The organism is Leucobacter denitrificans (genome assembly GCF_014396385.1).
In the GTDB taxonomy this organism is placed as follows: domain Bacteria; phylum Actinomycetota; class Actinomycetes; order Actinomycetales; family Microbacteriaceae; genus Leucobacter; species Leucobacter denitrificans.
Genome location: NZ_CP060716.1, coordinates 1,083,078 through 1,099,700, shown reverse-complemented (window position 1 = coordinate 1,099,700; position 16,623 = coordinate 1,083,078). Strand labels below are relative to the sequence as shown.

The following is a 16,623-nucleotide window of genomic DNA, read 5'->3' as shown; positions in this document are numbered from 1 at the left end:
GCGGTCGCGAGCGCGCGCGTGCTCACAGAGTGGGGTGACTTCTCGGCGCCACAGCGCGTGAGCTGGGCAGGCGGCCGGTTTGCGCTTGGGGGAGATTCGCTGGCCGGTGGCGACTCGGAGCCCGGCGGCTCTACATCAAGAACCCAAAGCACCGCCGACCTCGCGGCACCGAACGGGGGCGACCTCTGGATGGTGCCGGGGCTCGTCGACGCGCACAGTCATATTGCCTCGCACTACTTCAACGTGGCCGACCGCGCACTCGACGCCCCGAGCGAGCGCAACGCGAAGACACTCGCGGTGTTGCAGCTGATGCTCCGCAACGGGTTCACGAGCGTGCGTGACGCGGCCGGCTTCGAGTTCACGCATCTTCCTGCACAGGTCCCCGAGATTCCGCGAATACAGGCGTCGGTGCACATGCTCAGCCGAGAACTCGCCGACGAGAGCGGCGGTGTGCTCGCGGTCGCAGAGCGATCCCTCGAGGCCGGTGCCCGGTGGATCAAACTCCTCGCCACCGCGTCGGTCGCTTCCCCGCCCGGTTCCGGTCTCGAACCCATCTTCACTCTCGATGAACAGCGGCAGGTCGTTGAGCGAGCGGCCGAGGTCGGTGCAGGAGTCATGCTCCACGCGTGGGGTGGCCAGGCAATCGACGACGCGATCGAAGCCGGGGTGATGAGTATCGAGCACGGCATCTTCCTCACCGATGACCAGGCGAGGCGCGCTGCAGATCGCGGAATGACCCACGTGCCGACACTCACGATCTACCGATTCGTGCAACAGATGATTGAGAAGGGCGAGCTTCCCGCGGAGTTCGGGCCGCGCGTTGCCGAGGCAGTTCTCGCGCACCCCGACTCAGTGCGCAGGTCGCGCGATGCGGGACTCGCGATTGCGCTCGGCAGCGACTTCGGCACACCAGAGCAGCACGGCACGAACCGAGTCGAGTTCGACGCGCTCGTGGGCGCGGGCCTCAGCCCCGAGGAGGCGCTCGTCGCGGCCACCCGCGCCGGTGCCGAGTTGCTTGGGCGGGTGGATCCCGATCCACACGGCGCCAGCAGCGCACCGAGCGGTCGCATCGAAACCGGCGAAATCGCCGACGCAGTCTTCTTTACCCAAGACCCGAGAGAACCCGGCGTATTCAGTGCGCCAGACAGCGTGTATGCCGTCGTTATTGGCGGGCGCGTTGTACTTGATCCACACCCCGAAAGGACACACCGTGAGCCCCACGACACCATCGACTCAGCCGCTGCACCGCCGCAGACTGTGGTCTCTCGCCGCGACAGCGACGGTCGCCGCGATGCTGCTCGCCGGTTGCGCGCAGGCAGACCCGGCGCCGAGCGACGACACCCCGACCGCGGGCGGCACGCTCACCTACGGTCGACTTGCCTCGGCGAACGACCTCGACCTGCACACCCAGATCACAGCGAACAACGCGTTCGCGATCGACAAGATCTTCGAGTCGCTCGTGTCGTTCGACGAGAGCGGGCAGATTATCGACTGGCTCGCCGAGAGCCACGAGATCTCAGACGACGGGCTCGTGTACTCGTTCACGCTGCGCGAGGGGTTGAAGTACTCTGACGGCACCGACCTGCAGGCCGCAGACGTGAAGTTCTCGCTCGAGCGCAACATTGAGAAGCAGGGCCCGATCATGCTGACCGCGCCGATCGCGTCGATCGAGACCGACGAGGAGGCGCGAACGGTCGTCATCACGCTCGCAGAGCCCTACACACCGTTCCTGTCTGAGCTCACCGGCTTCGCGGCGGGTGTGCTGCCGAGCGACTTTGGCGGCAAGAGTGAGGAAGAGTTCTTCCAGAGCCCCATCGGCACTGGCCCGTGGGTAGTGAGTGAGTGGGATCCGTCTGGCGACCTCACCTTTGTGAAGAACGAGCACTACTGGCAAGAGGGCAAGCCTCTGCTCGACTCGCTTGTCTACACATTCATCGCAGACGATAACCAGCTGCTGCAGCGCCTGAGCGCCGGCCAGATCGACGCCATCGAGACCGTGCCCGCAGCCAACGCGGCCGAGGTCGACAGCAACGAGGCGACCACGCTCATCTCGGGCGACTCGTGGGCGATTGAGCAGATCTTCTTCAACACGCAGAAACCAGAGTTCGCAGACGTGCACGTGCGCCGCGCCATCGCCCACGCGCTCGACCTCGAGGGCATCACGCAGGCGACCACCTTCGGCACGGCGCGCGCCGCGACCTCGCTCATTCCACCGTCGATCGCGTACTCCGCGGCCGACGCTGGGTTCGAGCTCGGCTACGACGTCGACGCAGCAAAGCAAGAACTCGCAGAGTCCGGCTACCCCGACGGTTTCACCGCGACCCTGCTCATTGCGAGCGGCAACGCATCGCGCGCGCAGATCGCCCAGATTGTGCAAGAGTCGCTGGCGCAGATTGGCATCACCATCGAGATCGAGTCGATCGACCTTGCGGCGTTCCGCGAGCGGTTCAGAGCGTTCGACTACGACTTCATGCTGAACTCTGGCCAGTCTGACTCGCCAGACCCGAACGGGTTGGTGACATTCCAGGCCGATCCAGAGGGATTCTCGAATTCGTACTGGACCCACTACACGAACGACGAAGTCACCGCGCTCATGCACGAGGGCCGCACCACGCCAGACGGGCCCGAGCGCGAGCAGATCTACCTTGATATTCAGCGGATCCTCGCCGAAGAAGTGCCGTACATTCCCGTGTACTACTCGTCAACGCTGCACGGCACCACGTCGAAGGTGCACGGGCTCGAGGGGCTGCCGAACGCAAGCATCCGGTTCCAAGACGCGTGGATCGAGGAGTAGGAGCGCAAGCCGCGATAGTGTGCACAGTGTGAGCTTGAGCGCGGGCGCTGCCGCTTCGGAGGCGGCGCAAGAACCAGCGCGCGGGGCGAGCCCGACGAGGGAGTCCCGCGCGCTGCCGCGTGCCATCGGTCGCGCAGCGCTCAGAGTCTTGTCGACCGTGCTCCCCGTGATGGTCGGCGTAGTGACCGCAGTGTTCTTCCTCCTCCGCATCGTGCCGGGCGACCCCGCTTCGATGATCCTCGGCGACCGCGCCACCCCGCAGGCCGTCGCCGAACTTCGCGAACGGCTCGGCCTCGACGCGCCACTCTGGCAGCAGTACACCGAGTTCGTCATGCGCATCTTCACCCACGGCGACACGGGCGACTCCCTCGTCACCGGTGTCGCAACCGGCGACCTCATCTGGTCGCGCGCACCCGTGAGCCTCGGCATCGTCGCCTTCGCACTCGCAATCGCGCTCCTTATTACTGTGCCGCTCGCGCTCGCCGCAGTTCAGCGCAAAGACGGGTGGATCGATCACGCCGTTCGCATCCTCCCAAGCATCTCGATGGGCATGCCCCTCTTCTGGATCGGCCTTCTGCTCATCATCGTCTTCGCCGTAAACCTCGGGTGGTTCCCGGTTGGGGGCGTTGCTTCGGGGGGTGGGCCGTTCGAGTGGATCCGCTCACTCTTCTTACCTTCTCTTTCTGTCGCGCTCGGCATGGCACCACCACTTATTCGGTCGCTTCGCGCGCAGCTGCTCGAGGTGACTGAGGCCGAGTTTGTGACGACGCTGCGCGCGGCGCGCGTGTCGGAGCGGCGGATCCGCTTCAACCACGTGCTCAGAGGCGCGGCCCTGCCGACCCTCAACCTCTTGAGCGTGAACCTCGCGTATCTCATCGGCGGCACCCTTGTGGTCGAGAAGGTGTTCGGCATCAACGGCCTGGGCACACTGCTGTTTCAGTCGATTTCGAGCCGCGACTTTCCGGTCGTGCAGGGCGTCGCGCTGTACTGCGCGGTGCTCGTCGTGCTCGTGACACTCGTCGCGCAGGTGCTCTCAGCGCTCATCGACCCGAGGCTGCGGAGGGTGCAATGAGATTCTTTCGCCGCGCGCTCGCCTCGAAGAGTTTCGTACCCGGCGCGATTCTGTTTCTTCTTATCGTCGGTGCAGCCGTCTTTGCGCCCGCCCTCGCGCCGCACTCGCCGACCGCGCAAGATCTCTCGGCCGGCCTGCTGCCGCCGTCTGCCGAGCACCTCTTCGGCACCGATCAGCTTGGGCGCGACGTGTTCTCGCGCGTGCTCTTCGCCGCAAGGACCGACCTCGGCATCGCCTTCGCCGCGGCCCTGACTCCCTTCGTCGTTGGCGTGACGCTCGGGCTCGTCTCGGGCTACTTCGGGCGAGCAACCGACTGGGTCATCTCGCGCGTCACCGACACAGTCATCGCGTTCCCCTTCTATGTGCTCGTCATCGCGCTCGTGTTCGCGCTCGGCGCCGGGGCCGGGGGTATCGTCGTCGCGTTCGCCCTCGTCGGATGGGTCGGCTACGCCCGTGTGATCCGGGCCCTCACTGCCTCAATGCGCGATCAGGGTTGGGTGCGTGCGGCGCGCGGCGGCGGACTCAGCGACGCCCGCGTACTCGTGCGCCATGTGTTGCCGAACGTGCTGCCGCAGGCGGTCGTGCTGCTCGCGACCGAGGTCGTGCTCATCATGGTCGCCATCGTGACACTCGGGTATCTCGGCCTCGGCATTCGCCCGCCGACCCCCGACTGGGGCACCATGATCGCCGACGGGCAAGCCTTCGTCACCTCGCACTGGTGGCTGTCGGCGTTGCCGGGCCTCGCCGTTGTCGTGACGGGCATCGCGCTGTCGCTGCTCGGCGACGGGCTCGGTGACGCCATGCGCGTTGCGGGGCGCGCGGGCGGCCGCGGGTCCGGCCGCGCTGTTGGTGTTCGCGGTGGATCGCGGCGCTCCCGCGCCACCCACACCCATCCAAGCCCCGGCCGCACCGGCGCCAGTGGGGTTGTGCCGGGCAGTCTTCGCGTGAAATCTCTTACGCTTGTGGCGCTGACGCGATCCACCACGAACACCACCGCCACCAACCCGGCCACCTCGCGCCTCGTCGACGGTGTCAGCTTTGAGGTCGCACCGGGCGAGGCGCTCGGCATCGTGGGGGAGTCTGGCTCGGGCAAGAGCCTCACCCTGCGCGCGATCGCGGGGCTGCTGCCGCCAGGCGTGGCGTGCGAGTCGGGCGAGGTCTCGCTCGGGGGTCACGTGGGGATGGTGTTTCAGGATCCACTGGCGGCCCTCGACCCACTCACGCGCGTGGGCACCCAGCTGCGCGAGGCTTGCGAAGCGGCCGGAGCGCCGAACCCACGGGCGCGCGTGCTCGAACTGCTTGCCGACGTGCGGTTGCGCGACCCCGAGCGAATCGCCCGCGCGTACCCCCACGAGCTCTCGGGCGGGCAACGCCAGCGCGTCGTCATCGCGATCGCGCTCGCGAGCAACCCCGCCGTGCTGCTCGCCGACGAACCCACGACCGCGCTCGACGTCACCGTGCAGCGCGAGGTGCTCACACTGCTCGACACGCTGCGGCGCGAGCGCGGGCTCACCCTCGTGCTTGTGAGTCACGACCTCGCCGTCGTCGCCGAGATCACCGAGCGGGTCGCGGTCATGCGCGCCGGGCAGATCCTCGAGGTCGGCCCCACCCGCAACGTACTCGTCGAGCCCGAGCACCCCTACACCCGCGCGCTCCTCGACGCGGTGCCCGCGCTGCCTGGGCAAGCGGGCGATCCACCGAGAGGGGCCCAGGCGAGTTCGACCACACCTGTGCTCGCGGTCCGCGACCTCGACCTCAAGTACGGTCGCACCCGCGCGGTTGAGGGCGCGTCGTTCGAGGTGCGCGGATCCACAGGCCTCGTCGGCGAGTCGGGCTCGGGCAAGACCACGATCGCGCGCGCGATCACGGGCGAACTCCCGCTCGCTGGTGGATCGATCGAGTTCATGGGTCGCCCCATCGCCCGCGGGCGCAGGCCCAAGCAGCTGCGCACGAAGATTCAGCTCATTCCGCAGGATCCGGCGTCGTCACTCAACCCTCGCCGCACAGCGGGCACTGCGATTACTGAGGTGCTGCGCGTCAACCGAGTCGTGCCGCGCAGGCTTGAGCGCGCGAGGGTGCTCGAGTTGCTGGGCCAAGTGGGGCTCGCGCCCGAGACTGCCGACGCGTACCCTCATGAACTTTCGGGTGGCCAGCGCCAGCGCGTCGCCATTGCGCGAGCGCTCGCGGTGAATCCGCAGCTGCTCATCGCCGATGAGGCGACGAGCGCGCTCGACGTGTCGGTGCAGGCCGATATCATCAAGCTACTCACGGAGTTGCGCGAGTCCTATGGGCTTGCGCTGCTCGTGATTTCGCACGATCTCGCGGTCGTGCACGAGCTGTGCGATGAGGTGGTTGTGCTGCGGCACGGGCACATTGTCGAGCAGGGTGGGCGAGTGCTTGTGGATCCACAGGCCGACTACACCCGCGAGCTGCTCGATGCGGTTCCGCGACTCCCCGCCGCATAGCCCACCAAAATTGGGCGGTCGAATGTCCGAGGCCATTGCTACGCTGGGAACATAAACGAAAAACGAAGAGGTGCACGTGGACGCGATTGGTGACTGGCTGTCGAGGCTTCTCGATGGGTCGCTCATGGCGGGCGGCATCTTTCTCGTCATCGGCATTGTCGGCGGTGTCCTGCTTGTTATCTCGCTCGTGCTCGACGGCATCTTCGACGCGTTCGACTTCGGCGACGGGCCGCTGAGCCTCACCACAATTGCCGCGTTCACCGCGATTTTTGGGTTCACGTCGTTCGCGCTCGTGGGCGCCGGGCTTGGCACGCCGATGGCGGGTGCGCTTGGCGCGCTCGCGGGAGTGCTCGGCGGTGCCGCTGCGTGGTGGTTGAGTCGTGCGATCCGCAGTGCTGAGTCGTCGACCGCGATCTCGGGCGACGAGGTCGTCGGGTCGATCGCAAACGTCGTGCTCGCGATACCCGCGGGCGGCCTCGGCGAGGTCGCGCTTGTGCGCCACGGCGAGCGGGTGTCGCTGTCTGCGTCGTCAGACGTAGCGATCGCGCGCGGTGCCCAAGTGCGCATCACCCACTCACTCACTGCCACCTCCGTGCGGGTAGAGCCGCTGCCCGTGAGCGCCGAGGCAGATTCGCAGCCGGGCGCGCAGCCCGATCCACACCCTGGCCCTGAAACCAACACTGACTCGTAACCAGCAACAGACCTAGATCGACTACACGCCCACGACCTCTCTGAGAGAAGACATGATTCTTATGACCCCCGCCATAGTTGGCATTTTTGGCGCCGTTGTTGCGCTCGTGCTTATCGCGCTCGTCATTATTAAGCGGTATCGCATCGCGAAGCCCGACGAGGCAATCATTGTTACCGGCGGAAAGGGCAAGGAGGTGCGCACGGCAGATGGGTCTGTGACGCGCGACCTCTCAGGCCAGAAGGTCGTCACCGGCGGTGGCGTATTCGTCGTTCCGTTCGTGCAGAAGTCGTTCACCATCTCGCTGCGCTCGCGCAGACTCTCGATCACCACCGAAGCACAGACCACCGACGGCATTACGATTCAGGCGCAGGCCGTCGCCGTGGTGAAGGTCGGCGGAACGCAAGAGATGATTCGCGCGGCTGCCCAGCGCTTCCTCTCGAACTCAGATGAGATCGACGAGTCGACGCAAGAGGTGCTCTCGGGTTCGCTCCGTTCGATCATCGGTGGGCTCACTGTCTTGCAGATCATTCGCGACCGCGCCGTCGTTGCGCAGAGCGTGCTCGAAGCGGCTGAAGAGGCGCTCACCAAGCAGGGTCTTGTTGTCGATACGCTGCAGATCCAAGAAATTCGCGATGGATCGGATTACATCACCAACATTGGTCGGCCCGAGGCCGCGCAGGTGCGTCAGACCGCTGAGATCGCCGAGACCAACGCCTACCAGGCATCTGAAGAGGCGAAGATCGCCGCGGAGAAGGTGCTGCTCGACCGCAACCGTGAACTCAAGCTGCGTCAAGCCGAGATTCAGGCCGAGACCGACAAGGCCAACGCGCAGGCGCAGGCGGCGGATCCACTGGAGCAGGCAATTCAGCAGCAGGCCATCGTTGCGCAGCAGCAGATCACCGCGCAGAAAGAGGTCGCGCTGCGCACCGAGAAGCTGAACGCAGACGTGCGTGCCGTCGCCGAGGCCGAGGCGTACCGGGTCGAAGCGCTCGCGCGGGCAGACGCAGCCGCGGCGGTTTCAGCGGCCGAGGGTCGCGCGCAGGCCGTGGAGCGCGAGGGTATTGCCGCGCGTGAGGCACGTATTGCCGCCGCGGCCGCGCTCGCTGCCGAGGGTCGTGCAGAGGCCGAGGCAATCGAGGCAAAGGGTACCGCTGAGGCGTCGGCGATTGATGCCCGTGCACGCGCCCTCGAGACCCAGTCTGAGGCGGTGCTCGCCCAAGAGCTGATCCACCTGCTCCCAGAGATTGCCGCCGAATACGCGCAGGCGATCGGCGCGATCGACAACATGACCGTCGTGTCGGCAGACGGCACCTCGAAGGTCGCAGGCGACGCGATGGGCAACATCAAGGGCCTGCTCGAAATGGCGCGCGAAACCGTGGGCGTCGACCTTGTCGGCATGCTCAACGGAGTCGTGACCGGGAGCGCCGCTGGCGCTGCAGCCGGGCGCGCTTCGCGGTCGAGCGAGTCGAACGCTGCTGGTTCAGCGGGTTCAACCGGTTCAGCGGGCGACTCTGCGAGTGACGCCGGAGACACCTCAAGCGAGGCCCAGGCATTTGCGAGCCGCGCGGGTCGCCGCGCCGCAGAGTTGACTGCGGACGCCGCAGACGCAGCAGTCGATGCTGCAGCCGAAGCCGCGCACGCTGCACAGGAGGCCGCTGACGGCCGCGGTGGTTACGCACCCGAGCAGTAGGCAGTAAGCGAACACCATCATGTGGGGGAGAAGCTCGAGCCGCAGGGCAAACGACGAGACGACGGTGCTGCCGTCGTCTGAGTCGCACCTGCCTCGGGGCGCAGGGGCTGGGTCCGGTGCGGGGGCGCCGGGTTCGGCGCCCGATCCACTGGGGCTCGGACCGCAGGCTTCGGTCGCCGCGGCACCGTCGGCGCCGTCGGCTTCTGGCCAACCGCCTGAAGTCATCGTTGTCCGCGTGCGACGGCACGGGCGGCACCTCACGTTCCCGGTGCTCGCCCTGCTGGTGATCTTTGCGGCGTCCGGGTACTTCATCGGAACATTCCCCGAGCCGTGGATGAACCTGCTCGCGGCCGGCGCGGCCGGCGCACTCGCAATTGTGCTGGGTATTCTGCCGATCCTCGCCTGGCTCTCGCGCCGCGCCGTCATCACCTCGCGCCGCGCCATTGTGCACCACGGGTTCTTCGTGCGGCATCGCAGCGAAGTCTCGCTCGCACGCGTGCGCGAGGTGCGCTCGAAGCAGAACCCCATTCAGCGCATGTTCGGGTCAGGCGACATCGACCTCTTCGTCGGCGCTGAAGCCACCCGCATCACAGACGCGCCCGGGGTGAAAGATCTGCACGCAGCCATTCAAGAACTCTCAGAGCGCAGCTACGACGAGCAGATCCGGTCGACCGGGTTCGGGTTTTAGCCGACAACCCTACGTTGTGCGGGCGATGAGCACGTCGATGAGGTCGCCAGCGAGCTTCACGAGGCGCTCGATTTCTGACTCGTCTCGATCCACCCACCGAAACTGCGGCTCACCCACAGGCACGAAATCTTCGTGCTGCTCCCACACCATGAGCGTGCGCTCAGCACCGAGCACGTACTGCTGCCACCAAATTTGTCTCATGTAGTTGCGCGGAATCGTACGCCACGCCTTATTCGTCGTCTTAATCTCGCACAACTCGAGGATGCCGTTTTCGCGCAAAACCGCTCCGTCGGGCGTGGCGAGATGCCTAAGGTCGTTCTCGGCGTGAAACAGAGCCGAGCTCGGGTGAATGTCGTACTCGGAGACGACCCACGCCGCGATTTCGGGCTCGCGCGCCTTTCCGTGCTCGGTGAAGGCGTTGCCGGTGAAGCTGCTGCCGTGCAGCTTCGTGTACGCCGCAGACTGAATCGAGCGCGGAGTCGAAAGCTTCGCGATGTCAGTTGCAGTAACCCCGCGTGCGCGGGCCCGCAGCCAAGCCATGCGGTCAGTGCCGTCGGTCACGATGCGCTTAAGCTGCGCTTCGGAAAGAGTTGGTGAGACCGGCACGGCCACCATTCTTCCATGGAAACGCGGGCGGGCAAGCCTGCGGCGCGGCGTGGATCGCGGTGCGATCCACTATGTTTGGACAGTGCGTGAAGATGATCTTCGCGCGTATTTTACACGTGAGATTCTAAGCCGCTGCCCAGTTGATACCCAGTCGTTACATGCAAAATGAATGACATGAATATTGAGGTGCCGACCAAGCCTGACGGCACAACTGTGCGCGCGCTGGTGGTCGACGACGAGTCTTCGATCACGCAGCTTATCGCGATGGCCTTGCGCTACGAGGGCTGGGAAGTCTCAACGGCCTCGAACTCGGAAGAGGCGCTCGAAGCCGTGCGCACGTTCAAGCCAGATGTCGCGGTGTTCGACATTCTGTTGCCCGACTTCGATGGCATGCAGTTGCTGTCGCGGGTGCGTTCGGCCGGTGAGATCTTTCCGGTGCTGTTCCTCACCGCGCTCGATTCAGTTGAGGATCGCGTAGCGGGCCTCACAGCCGGCGGCGATGATTACGTCGTGAAGCCCTTCAGTCTTGAGGAGCTACTCGCGCGGCTCCGCGGTCTCGTGCGCCGCTCGCAGATTGTGCTTGACTCGCAGCCGAACCCGATTCTTCGCGTCGGAGATCTTGAGCTGAACGAAGATAGCTACGAGGTGACCCGTGGCGATGAGTTCATTCAGTTGACGAGCACCGAGTTTGAGCTGTTGCGGTACCTCATGCGTAACTCAGGGCGAGTGCTTTCGAAAGCGCAGATTCTCGACCGTGTGTGGAGCTACGACTTTTCTGGCAAGCCGACCGTCGTTGAGCTGTACATCTCGTACCTGCGCCGCAAGATCGATTCGGGGCGGCCCGCAATGATCCACACGGTGCGTGGCGCGGGCTACATGGTCAAACCAGCGGATTGACCATGCGGCCCGCGGTGCCGCCCACGGCGGCAGCCCACGGAGCGAAGCGCGGGATGGCGGGCTACATGGTCAAACCAGCGGATTGAGGTTTCAGCGGGCCGGATTCGGGGCACGTTCGCCTTCCGGCTCGCTTCGCTCGCTGCCAGACCCAGCCTGTCGACCGTGCCCCGAATCCGGCCCGCTTCAATTCGTAGCTGCCTTTCTCGTGTGGTAGAGTATTCGTTGGCCCAAGACCGTCGGTAGCGTTCGCAAGAACTCCGTAACGTTCACGAAAGTGAAGACCTGCGCAGGTACAGAATTCCTTGAGTGTGAACTTCGTTCCATCTCCTAGAGCTCCGTGCGTGCGCGCCGGAGCTTTTTTCGTTTGAGAATCGCTCCGAGCGGCACGGCCACCGTGCGGCACTCGCCGTACGGATACGACAACAAAGGGAGCGCCATGGCTACGAAGGACGCTACGGTCGCCGATCTTCAGAAGCAGTTTGAAGAGTCGAGCGCCGTGCTGCTGACTGAGTACCGCGGTCTCACGGTTTCTGAAATGCGGTCACTCCGCAACAGCATCCGCGAGCACGCGACGTACGCTGTGGCGAAGAACACGCTGACCAAGATTGCGGCCAATAAGGCCGGAATCGACGCGTTTGACGACGAGCTCAACGGCCCGTCGGCAATCGCGTTCGTGCACGGTGACACTGTCGCCGTCGCGAAGGCGCTGCGTGACTTCGCCAAGGCAAACCCTCTTTTGGTGATCAAGGCAGGCTACTTCGATGGCAAGCCTTTGACCGCCGCTGAGGTAGGCAAGCTTGCCGATCTCGAGAGCCGTGAGGTGCTGTTGGCTAAGGCTGCCGGCGCTATGAAGGCTTCGCTGATCGGTGCTGCACAGCTGTTCAACGCTCTGCCCGCCAAGGCCGCTCGCGGCTTCGGCGCGCTGCAGGAGAAGCAGGACGCGTAAGGATCGGCACCCGCTGATCCGCAAGAATCAAACGCTCCTGCGCACTCCGTCTACGGACATCGTGCAGGGCAAAAATCAAGGAGAAACACAATGGCTAAGCTTTCAACTGAAGAGCTGCTTGAGCAGTTCAAGGAGCTCACCCTCATCGAGCTCTCGGAGTTCGTAAAGGCATTCGAGGAGACCTTCGACGTATCGGCTGCTGCTCCGGTTGCAGTTGCTGCTGCTCCGGCTGCCGGTGGCGCAGCTGAGGCTGCTGAAGAGAAGGATGAGTTCGACGTCATCCTCGAGTCGGCAGGCGACAAGAAGATCCAGGTCATCAAGGTTGTGCGTGAGCTCACCGGCCTGGGCCTCGGTGAGGCAAAGGCTCTCGTTGAGGAAGCACCGAAGGCTGTTCTCGAGGGCGCCAAGAAGGACGCTGCTGAGGAAGCAAAGACCAAGCTCGAAGAGGCTGGCGCTGGCGTAAAGCTTGCGTAAGTTCTTCGCTTAGGCGAAAAGAGGGTCACCCTTCGGGGTGGCCCTCTTTTTTTACCCTGATGCCGCGGCTGCCGATCCACACACGTGCTTCAGTGGCCAGTTTGGTGCACTTCGCGCAATAAAAGTGCACCAAACTGACCACCGAAGCGCTCGACATCGAGCGGTCGCGGCCGAGTGACCTAGATGTCGTGGCGGATCATGACATGCTTCGTGTTTGTGTACTGCTCAAGGTTGTACTTCGACATGCTCGAGCCGTACCCACTCATCTTGTGCCCGCTGTGGGGGAGTTCAGACACAAGCGGGAGGTGCTCGTTCACCCAAACGGTGCCGAAGCTCAGGGCGCCGCTGACACGGGTCGCGATGCCGAGATCCTTCGTCCATACAGACGCAGAGAGGCCCTGTCGCACATCGTTCCCGAGCGCGATCGCCTCTTCCTCGGTCTCGAACCGCTGCACGGTCATGAGGGGTCCGAACACTTCCTCCTGCACAATCTCGTCATGCTGATCGACGTTGGTGATGATGGTCGGCTGGAAGAAGTAACCCGGGCCGTCTGCCTTCGATCCACCGGTGATGACCTGTGCGCCACCAGCGACGGCGCGACTCACGAATCCCTCTACGCGCTCGCGTTGAACCTCAGAAGCGAGCGGCCCCATCTCGACATCAGAATTTCCGTCAGCGAGTGGATCGCCGTACACAACGCTCTCGGACATCGTCTTTGCCGCTGCGATGAAGTCGTCGTAGACGCTCGAGTGCACGATGAGCCGGGTGGCCGCTGTGCAATCCTGGCCTGCGTTGTAAAAGGTGCCCATGCGCAGGGTCTCAACGAGTAGATCAAGGTTTGCGTCTGGGAAGACCACTACTGGCGCGTTGCCACCGAGTTCGAGATCAACGTGCTTCAGGTTCTTCGCGGCCTTCTCTGCGACGGCGACGCCAGTGCGCTCCGACCCGGTGACCGAGATTGCGGCGATGCCCGGATGCTCCGACATTGCGGCACCGACCTTACCGTCTCCCAAGACGAGGTTAATAACGCCCGGAGGGAAGACCTCAGTGGCAATCTCGGCGAGAATAAGTGCCGAAAGCGGGGTGCCTTCGGAGGGCTTCAGCACGAGCGTATTACCCGCTGCAAGAACCGGGCCGATCTTCCAAGCAGCAATCTCTGCCGGGTAGTTCCATGGAACGATGCCCGCGACGACACCGAGTGGCTCGCGGCGCAGCACGCTGGTGCGACCCTCTTGGTAGTCGGCCGATGCGACTCCGTCAAGGTTGCGCGCAGCACCCGCAAAGTACTTGAGTCCGTCGATGACAAAGTCCTCAATCTCCCAGCGAGCCCCAAACAGTGGCTTTCCGCCATTGAGCGCTTCCTGCTGAATGAGTTCTTCCTTGCGCGCTTCAACTCGATCCGCGTACTCCGCGAGGAGCTGCGACCGCTCGCGTGGTGTGGTCTTTCTCCAGGTCTTGAAAGCTTCGGTTGCCGCCTCGACGGCGCGATCCACATCTGCGCTTGACCCTTCAGCGACGACGGCGATCACCTCGCCTGTCGCGGGATTAACGATCTCACGAGTGCCTCCCTCAGCTGGGGCGACCCATTCTCCGCCGATGAGTAGCTCGAGATGCTGCTGTGCCATGTTTCCTCCATTGGATGTAATTCACTCACCGAAGTGTCTCGGTGTTGGCCGCGCGCTCGGCACCACGGCACTGCTGAGATGCTAGTCTTAGTCATGCGTCTAAGTCAACTGTCCAGAATGAGGAAACTCGCTCCCTGTGAATGCCATAAGAAAAACCCGAGAGTAGGGTAGACGTGGTGAATAGGGTGGCGACCAGAACGGAATGGGGTTATGGCGAATCCAAGAGTGCCGTTAGATGAGCGGCGCGAACAGCTCATCGAAGCAACGATCGCTGTCATGCAAGAGCAAGGCGTTCAGTCCATTACGCTCCGCACAATCGCAAAGCGGGCGAACGCTCCGTTGGCAACCGTGCACTATTGCTTTGAAAACAAAGAAGCTCTCATTCGGGCCGCGGTCGTTCGATGGCTTGCCAACATGGTTGGCTATGCTGCGAACATTCCGACTACTGCGGGATTTGGTGCTGCAGTGCTCTCATTTGCCGAACTGTACTGGGCCGATTTAGAGCGAACTCCCAACGATGTCCTCGCCCAGATTGAACTCGTGCTGTGGTCAGCTCGCCACGATGACGAACTGAGGCCACTCATCTATACCGGCTACGAGGATGAGCTTTCGGGGATCTTCGCTGCTGCTCTCGAAAACGAGCGGCCCGGCCAGACGTTCAAGGCTAGAGAGTTTGTTCGACTTCTGCTGACAGTGTTCGACGGCTGCAGCCTGCAGTATTTGCTCCAACCTGACTTGACTGTGCACAAGGAGAATTTCTTCTTCTTGATTCGAAATCTCGTGGACTCCGTGCTCGGAGAACACGCACCGGTCTAGGGAAGAGGCTCCCGTATTTAGTTTCTTTGGAAAGAATGCCCTCGGATCTCCGGGGGCATTCTTGCTGTGCGAAAAATACTTCTTGGACAAGTGTCTTAGTCGCTTGACGTAGACAAGTGTCCTTGATACTGTCTCTCCAGTGGCGAACGCAGAGCCACCGAACGAACAACTGGAGGACAAAGATGTCTCGCGAGGACGGTCAAATCGATTACTTTCCGGCAATAGAGCTACCGCTGTTCAAAGAGGAGTGGCCTCGGATGCGGAACAACGCGATTATTCCCATTCGCAGGGAAGGGTGGAGTGATTTTCTCGTCGCAGAGTGGTCGCTCGAAGGCGCAGCTTGGGAAGACTTTCACCCGCACCCTGAGTACAATTACGTGCTGGAAGGCGAACTGCACATTACCGTCGACGGAAAGACGGTAGTCCTGAAAACGGGGGATTCCGCTACGGTTCCCGCAGGCAAGCTCGGCCGATACGAGGCGCCAGTATTCGCTCGTATGCTCGGCGTCTATGGGTCGAACCCAAATGGCGAGGAGTCGAGCCAGTTTAAGTACGAGGAACTCTAAACAACTTTTCCGCGGCGAGTGAGTACTCACCGCAAAATATGTACGCATTTTCAAAGGAGAAACGAATGCGCAACACACGTAGGCCCCTTGCAGTTGTGGCTATCGCCGCAGCGCTTGGGCTCGTACTCGCGGGCTGCACAACGGAACCCGATGCATCAGAACGTGCCGAACAGCCGGCTCCGACCGCTGCGGTTGCTGAGGCAAACGGCCTTTCTGCCGACCCAACCCAAAACAGTTCAGATGCACTCGTCAAGGCTGTGACTTCAGATGACTGGGCAGTTCCGGTTGAAATCATCGACTGTGGCGAGCCGGGTTGTGATGGCGAACGCACGCAGAGCGTCTACACGCCTCTCTCGCCCGATGAGATCACCGAGGATTGGGAATTGTGCGCGGTTGTACCGCACGTGAAGGATCCATACTGGCTCGGCATTGATGCGAACCTCGTTCAAGAAGCTCAGCGCGCTCAGGTAGGGCTCCAGGTCTATGAGGCTGGCGGGTACACCGAAATCGGTACGCAGCTCGACCAGCTGTCGAACTGTGTTGCGAACGGTGCAGATGCGGTTATCGTGAGCGCGGTCTCGAATGAGGCGCTCAACGCGACGATTGACCAGATTGCGGCGAAGGGCATTCCTGTCATCGACGCGGTCAACGGTGTGACCTCTACGAACGTTGATGGTCGAGCACTCTTCGACTACTGCACGCTCGGTGGCAACCTTGGTCGTCACCTTGCAGAGAGCGGCGAAGAGGTAAAGGCTGTATGGTTCCCTGGCCCCGCAGGCGTGGGATCGCTTGAGCAACTTATGTCATGCTTCGAGGCGCAGACCGAGGGAAGCAATGTAGAGGTGCTCGGAGTCTCTTACGGTGACACCGGAAAAGACGCCCAGCTTGCTCTCGTGGAGAACGCGCTTTCGGCGTACCCCGAGATGAACTACATCATTGGCAGTGCGACCACGGTTGATGCCGCGGTCGGGCCGCTCACCGAGCGCGGAATCGCTGGCCAGGTACAAACCGCTTCGTACTACTTCACCCCAGAGGTGTACTCGCTTCTCGAGTCGGGCGGCGCTACCTGCTCAAGCGCGGGCAACGACCTCATCCTCGGCAAGATTGCAGTCGACATGGCGCTCCGCGTGCTTGAAGGTCAGCCGTTTAATGGTGGCAACCACATCGGTATGGCAGCGAACGTAGTGTGTGGATCGGCTGCTGGTGAGCAGTTCAATAATCTTGACACGCTGGTGAAGCAGCTCAACCTTCCGCCAGAGGGCTTTAAGCCGACGTTCTCGGTGAAGAACTAGG

The 16,623-nt window shown here is 63.2% G+C and carries 15 protein-coding genes; 13 read left to right on the top strand and 2 right to left on the bottom strand.

The annotated features are described in order from the left end of the window. Nucleotides 1-18 precede the first annotated feature (18 nt). The 7 genes from H9L06_RS05275 (at nucleotide 19) to H9L06_RS05245 (ending at nucleotide 9,400) form a co-directional block, all read left to right on the top strand. Nucleotides 19-1,572 carry an amidohydrolase family protein gene (locus tag H9L06_RS05275; protein WP_246454513.1) on the top strand — a complete coding sequence of 518 codons (1,554 nt, stop codon included), beginning with the start codon at nucleotides 19-21 and terminating at the stop codon, nucleotides 1,570-1,572. Then, on the top strand, nucleotides 1,460-2,794 hold the full coding sequence (locus H9L06_RS05270) for an ABC transporter substrate-binding protein (RefSeq protein WP_246454512.1): 1,335 nt from the start codon (nucleotides 1,460-1,462) through the stop codon (nucleotides 2,792-2,794). Before H9L06_RS05275 ends, H9L06_RS05270 begins: the two co-directional genes overlap by 113 nt. Nucleotides 2,795-2,822: 28 nt before the next feature. Then, on the top strand, nucleotides 2,823-3,866 hold the full coding sequence (locus tag H9L06_RS05265) for an ABC transporter permease (protein WP_246454511.1): 1,044 nt from the start codon (nucleotides 2,823-2,825) through the stop codon (nucleotides 3,864-3,866). After that, nucleotides 3,863-6,331 carry an ABC transporter ATP-binding protein/permease gene (locus H9L06_RS05260; protein WP_187556160.1) on the top strand — a complete coding sequence of 823 codons (2,469 nt, stop codon included), beginning with the start codon at nucleotides 3,863-3,865 and terminating at the stop codon, nucleotides 6,329-6,331. Before H9L06_RS05265 ends, H9L06_RS05260 begins: the two co-directional genes overlap by 4 nt. A 76-nt stretch (nucleotides 6,332-6,407) precedes the next feature. Beyond that, nucleotides 6,408-7,022 (top strand): hypothetical protein, encoded by a 615-nt coding sequence (locus H9L06_RS05255; RefSeq protein ID WP_187556159.1) that lies wholly within the window; start codon nucleotides 6,408-6,410, stop codon nucleotides 7,020-7,022. 52 nt (nucleotides 7,023-7,074) lie between these two features. Further along, a complete protein-coding gene (locus H9L06_RS05250) occupies nucleotides 7,075-8,712 on the top strand; it encodes a flotillin family protein (protein WP_246454510.1) in 1,638 nt (545 codons plus the stop codon). Nucleotides 8,713-8,731: 19 nt separating this feature from the next. Next, nucleotides 8,732-9,400 (top strand): PH domain-containing protein, encoded by a 669-nt coding sequence (locus H9L06_RS05245; RefSeq protein WP_187556158.1) that lies wholly within the window; start codon nucleotides 8,732-8,734, stop codon nucleotides 9,398-9,400. 9 nt (nucleotides 9,401-9,409) lie between these two features. On the opposite strand, the gene H9L06_RS05240 is transcribed toward H9L06_RS05245, so the two are convergent. Beyond that, nucleotides 9,410-10,015 (bottom strand): YqaJ viral recombinase family protein, encoded by a 606-nt coding sequence (locus tag H9L06_RS05240; RefSeq protein WP_187556157.1) that lies wholly within the window; start codon nucleotides 10,013-10,015, stop codon nucleotides 9,410-9,412. Nucleotides 10,016-10,180: 165 nt separating this feature from the next. On the opposite strand from H9L06_RS05240, the gene H9L06_RS05235 reads away from it, so the two are divergent. From H9L06_RS05235 to rplL, 3 genes are all read left to right on the top strand, one after another. Further along, nucleotides 10,181-10,903, top strand: a complete 723-nt coding sequence (locus H9L06_RS05235) for a response regulator transcription factor (protein WP_187556156.1) — start codon at nucleotides 10,181-10,183, stop codon at nucleotides 10,901-10,903. A 436-nt stretch (nucleotides 10,904-11,339) separates the two neighbouring features. After that, a complete protein-coding gene (gene rplJ, locus H9L06_RS05230) occupies nucleotides 11,340-11,849 on the top strand; it encodes a 50S ribosomal protein L10 (protein ID WP_187556155.1) in 510 nt (169 codons plus the stop codon). Nucleotides 11,850-11,939: 90 nt separating this feature from the next. Beyond that, a complete protein-coding gene (gene rplL / locus H9L06_RS05225) occupies nucleotides 11,940-12,323 on the top strand; it encodes a 50S ribosomal protein L7/L12 (protein WP_187556154.1) in 384 nt (127 codons plus the stop codon). A 179-nt stretch (nucleotides 12,324-12,502) separates the two neighbouring features. On the opposite strand, the gene H9L06_RS05220 is transcribed toward rplL, so the two are convergent. Then, nucleotides 12,503-13,948 (bottom strand): aminobutyraldehyde dehydrogenase, encoded by a 1,446-nt coding sequence (locus tag H9L06_RS05220; RefSeq protein WP_187556153.1) that lies wholly within the window; start codon nucleotides 13,946-13,948, stop codon nucleotides 12,503-12,505. A 210-nt stretch (nucleotides 13,949-14,158) separates the two neighbouring features. Here H9L06_RS05220 and H9L06_RS05215 point away from each other — a divergent pair, with 210 nt between their 5' ends. The 3 genes from H9L06_RS05215 to torT all read left to right on the top strand — a co-directional run bounded on the left by H9L06_RS05215 (nucleotide 14,159) and on the right by torT (nucleotide 16,622). After that, nucleotides 14,159-14,764, top strand: a complete 606-nt coding sequence (locus tag H9L06_RS05215) for a TetR/AcrR family transcriptional regulator (RefSeq protein WP_187556152.1) — start codon at nucleotides 14,159-14,161, stop codon at nucleotides 14,762-14,764. A gap of 182 nt (nucleotides 14,765-14,946) precedes the next feature. Continuing rightward, on the top strand, nucleotides 14,947-15,330 hold the full coding sequence (locus H9L06_RS05210; protein ID WP_246454509.1) for a cupin domain-containing protein: 384 nt from the start codon (nucleotides 14,947-14,949) through the stop codon (nucleotides 15,328-15,330). Between the two features lie 65 nt (nucleotides 15,331-15,395). Continuing rightward, nucleotides 15,396-16,622 (top strand): TMAO reductase system periplasmic protein TorT, encoded by a 1,227-nt coding sequence (gene torT / locus H9L06_RS05205; RefSeq protein ID WP_187556151.1) that lies wholly within the window; start codon nucleotides 15,396-15,398, stop codon nucleotides 16,620-16,622. Nucleotide 16,623: the final 1 nt, after the last annotated feature.

What these genes read in the sequence shown, in the direction of transcription:
- H9L06_RS05250 (WP_246454510.1), top strand. Translation starts at nt 7,075, where the DNA reads ATGATTCTTATGACCCCCGCCATAGTTGGCATTTTTGGCGCCGTTGTT.
- H9L06_RS05220 (WP_187556153.1), bottom strand. Translation starts at nt 13,948, where the DNA reads ATGGCACAGCAGCATCTCGAGCTACTCATCGGCGGAGAATGGGTCGCC.
- torT (WP_187556151.1), top strand. Translation starts at nt 15,396, where the DNA reads ATGCGCAACACACGTAGGCCCCTTGCAGTTGTGGCTATCGCCGCAGCG.
- rplL (WP_187556154.1), top strand. Translation starts at nt 11,940, where the DNA reads ATGGCTAAGCTTTCAACTGAAGAGCTGCTTGAGCAGTTCAAGGAGCTC.
- H9L06_RS05235 (WP_187556156.1), top strand. Translation starts at nt 10,181, where the DNA reads ATGAATATTGAGGTGCCGACCAAGCCTGACGGCACAACTGTGCGCGCG.
- H9L06_RS05240 (WP_187556157.1), bottom strand. Translation starts at nt 10,015, where the DNA reads ATGGTGGCCGTGCCGGTCTCACCAACTCTTTCCGAAGCGCAGCTTAAG.
- H9L06_RS05260 (WP_187556160.1), top strand. Translation starts at nt 3,863, where the DNA reads ATGAGATTCTTTCGCCGCGCGCTCGCCTCGAAGAGTTTCGTACCCGGC.
- H9L06_RS05245 (WP_187556158.1), top strand. Translation starts at nt 8,732, where the DNA reads ATGTGGGGGAGAAGCTCGAGCCGCAGGGCAAACGACGAGACGACGGTG.
- H9L06_RS05210 (WP_246454509.1), top strand. Translation starts at nt 14,947, where the DNA reads ATGTCTCGCGAGGACGGTCAAATCGATTACTTTCCGGCAATAGAGCTA.
- H9L06_RS05215 (WP_187556152.1), top strand. Translation starts at nt 14,159, where the DNA reads ATGGCGAATCCAAGAGTGCCGTTAGATGAGCGGCGCGAACAGCTCATC.
- rplJ (WP_187556155.1), top strand. Translation starts at nt 11,340, where the DNA reads ATGGCTACGAAGGACGCTACGGTCGCCGATCTTCAGAAGCAGTTTGAA.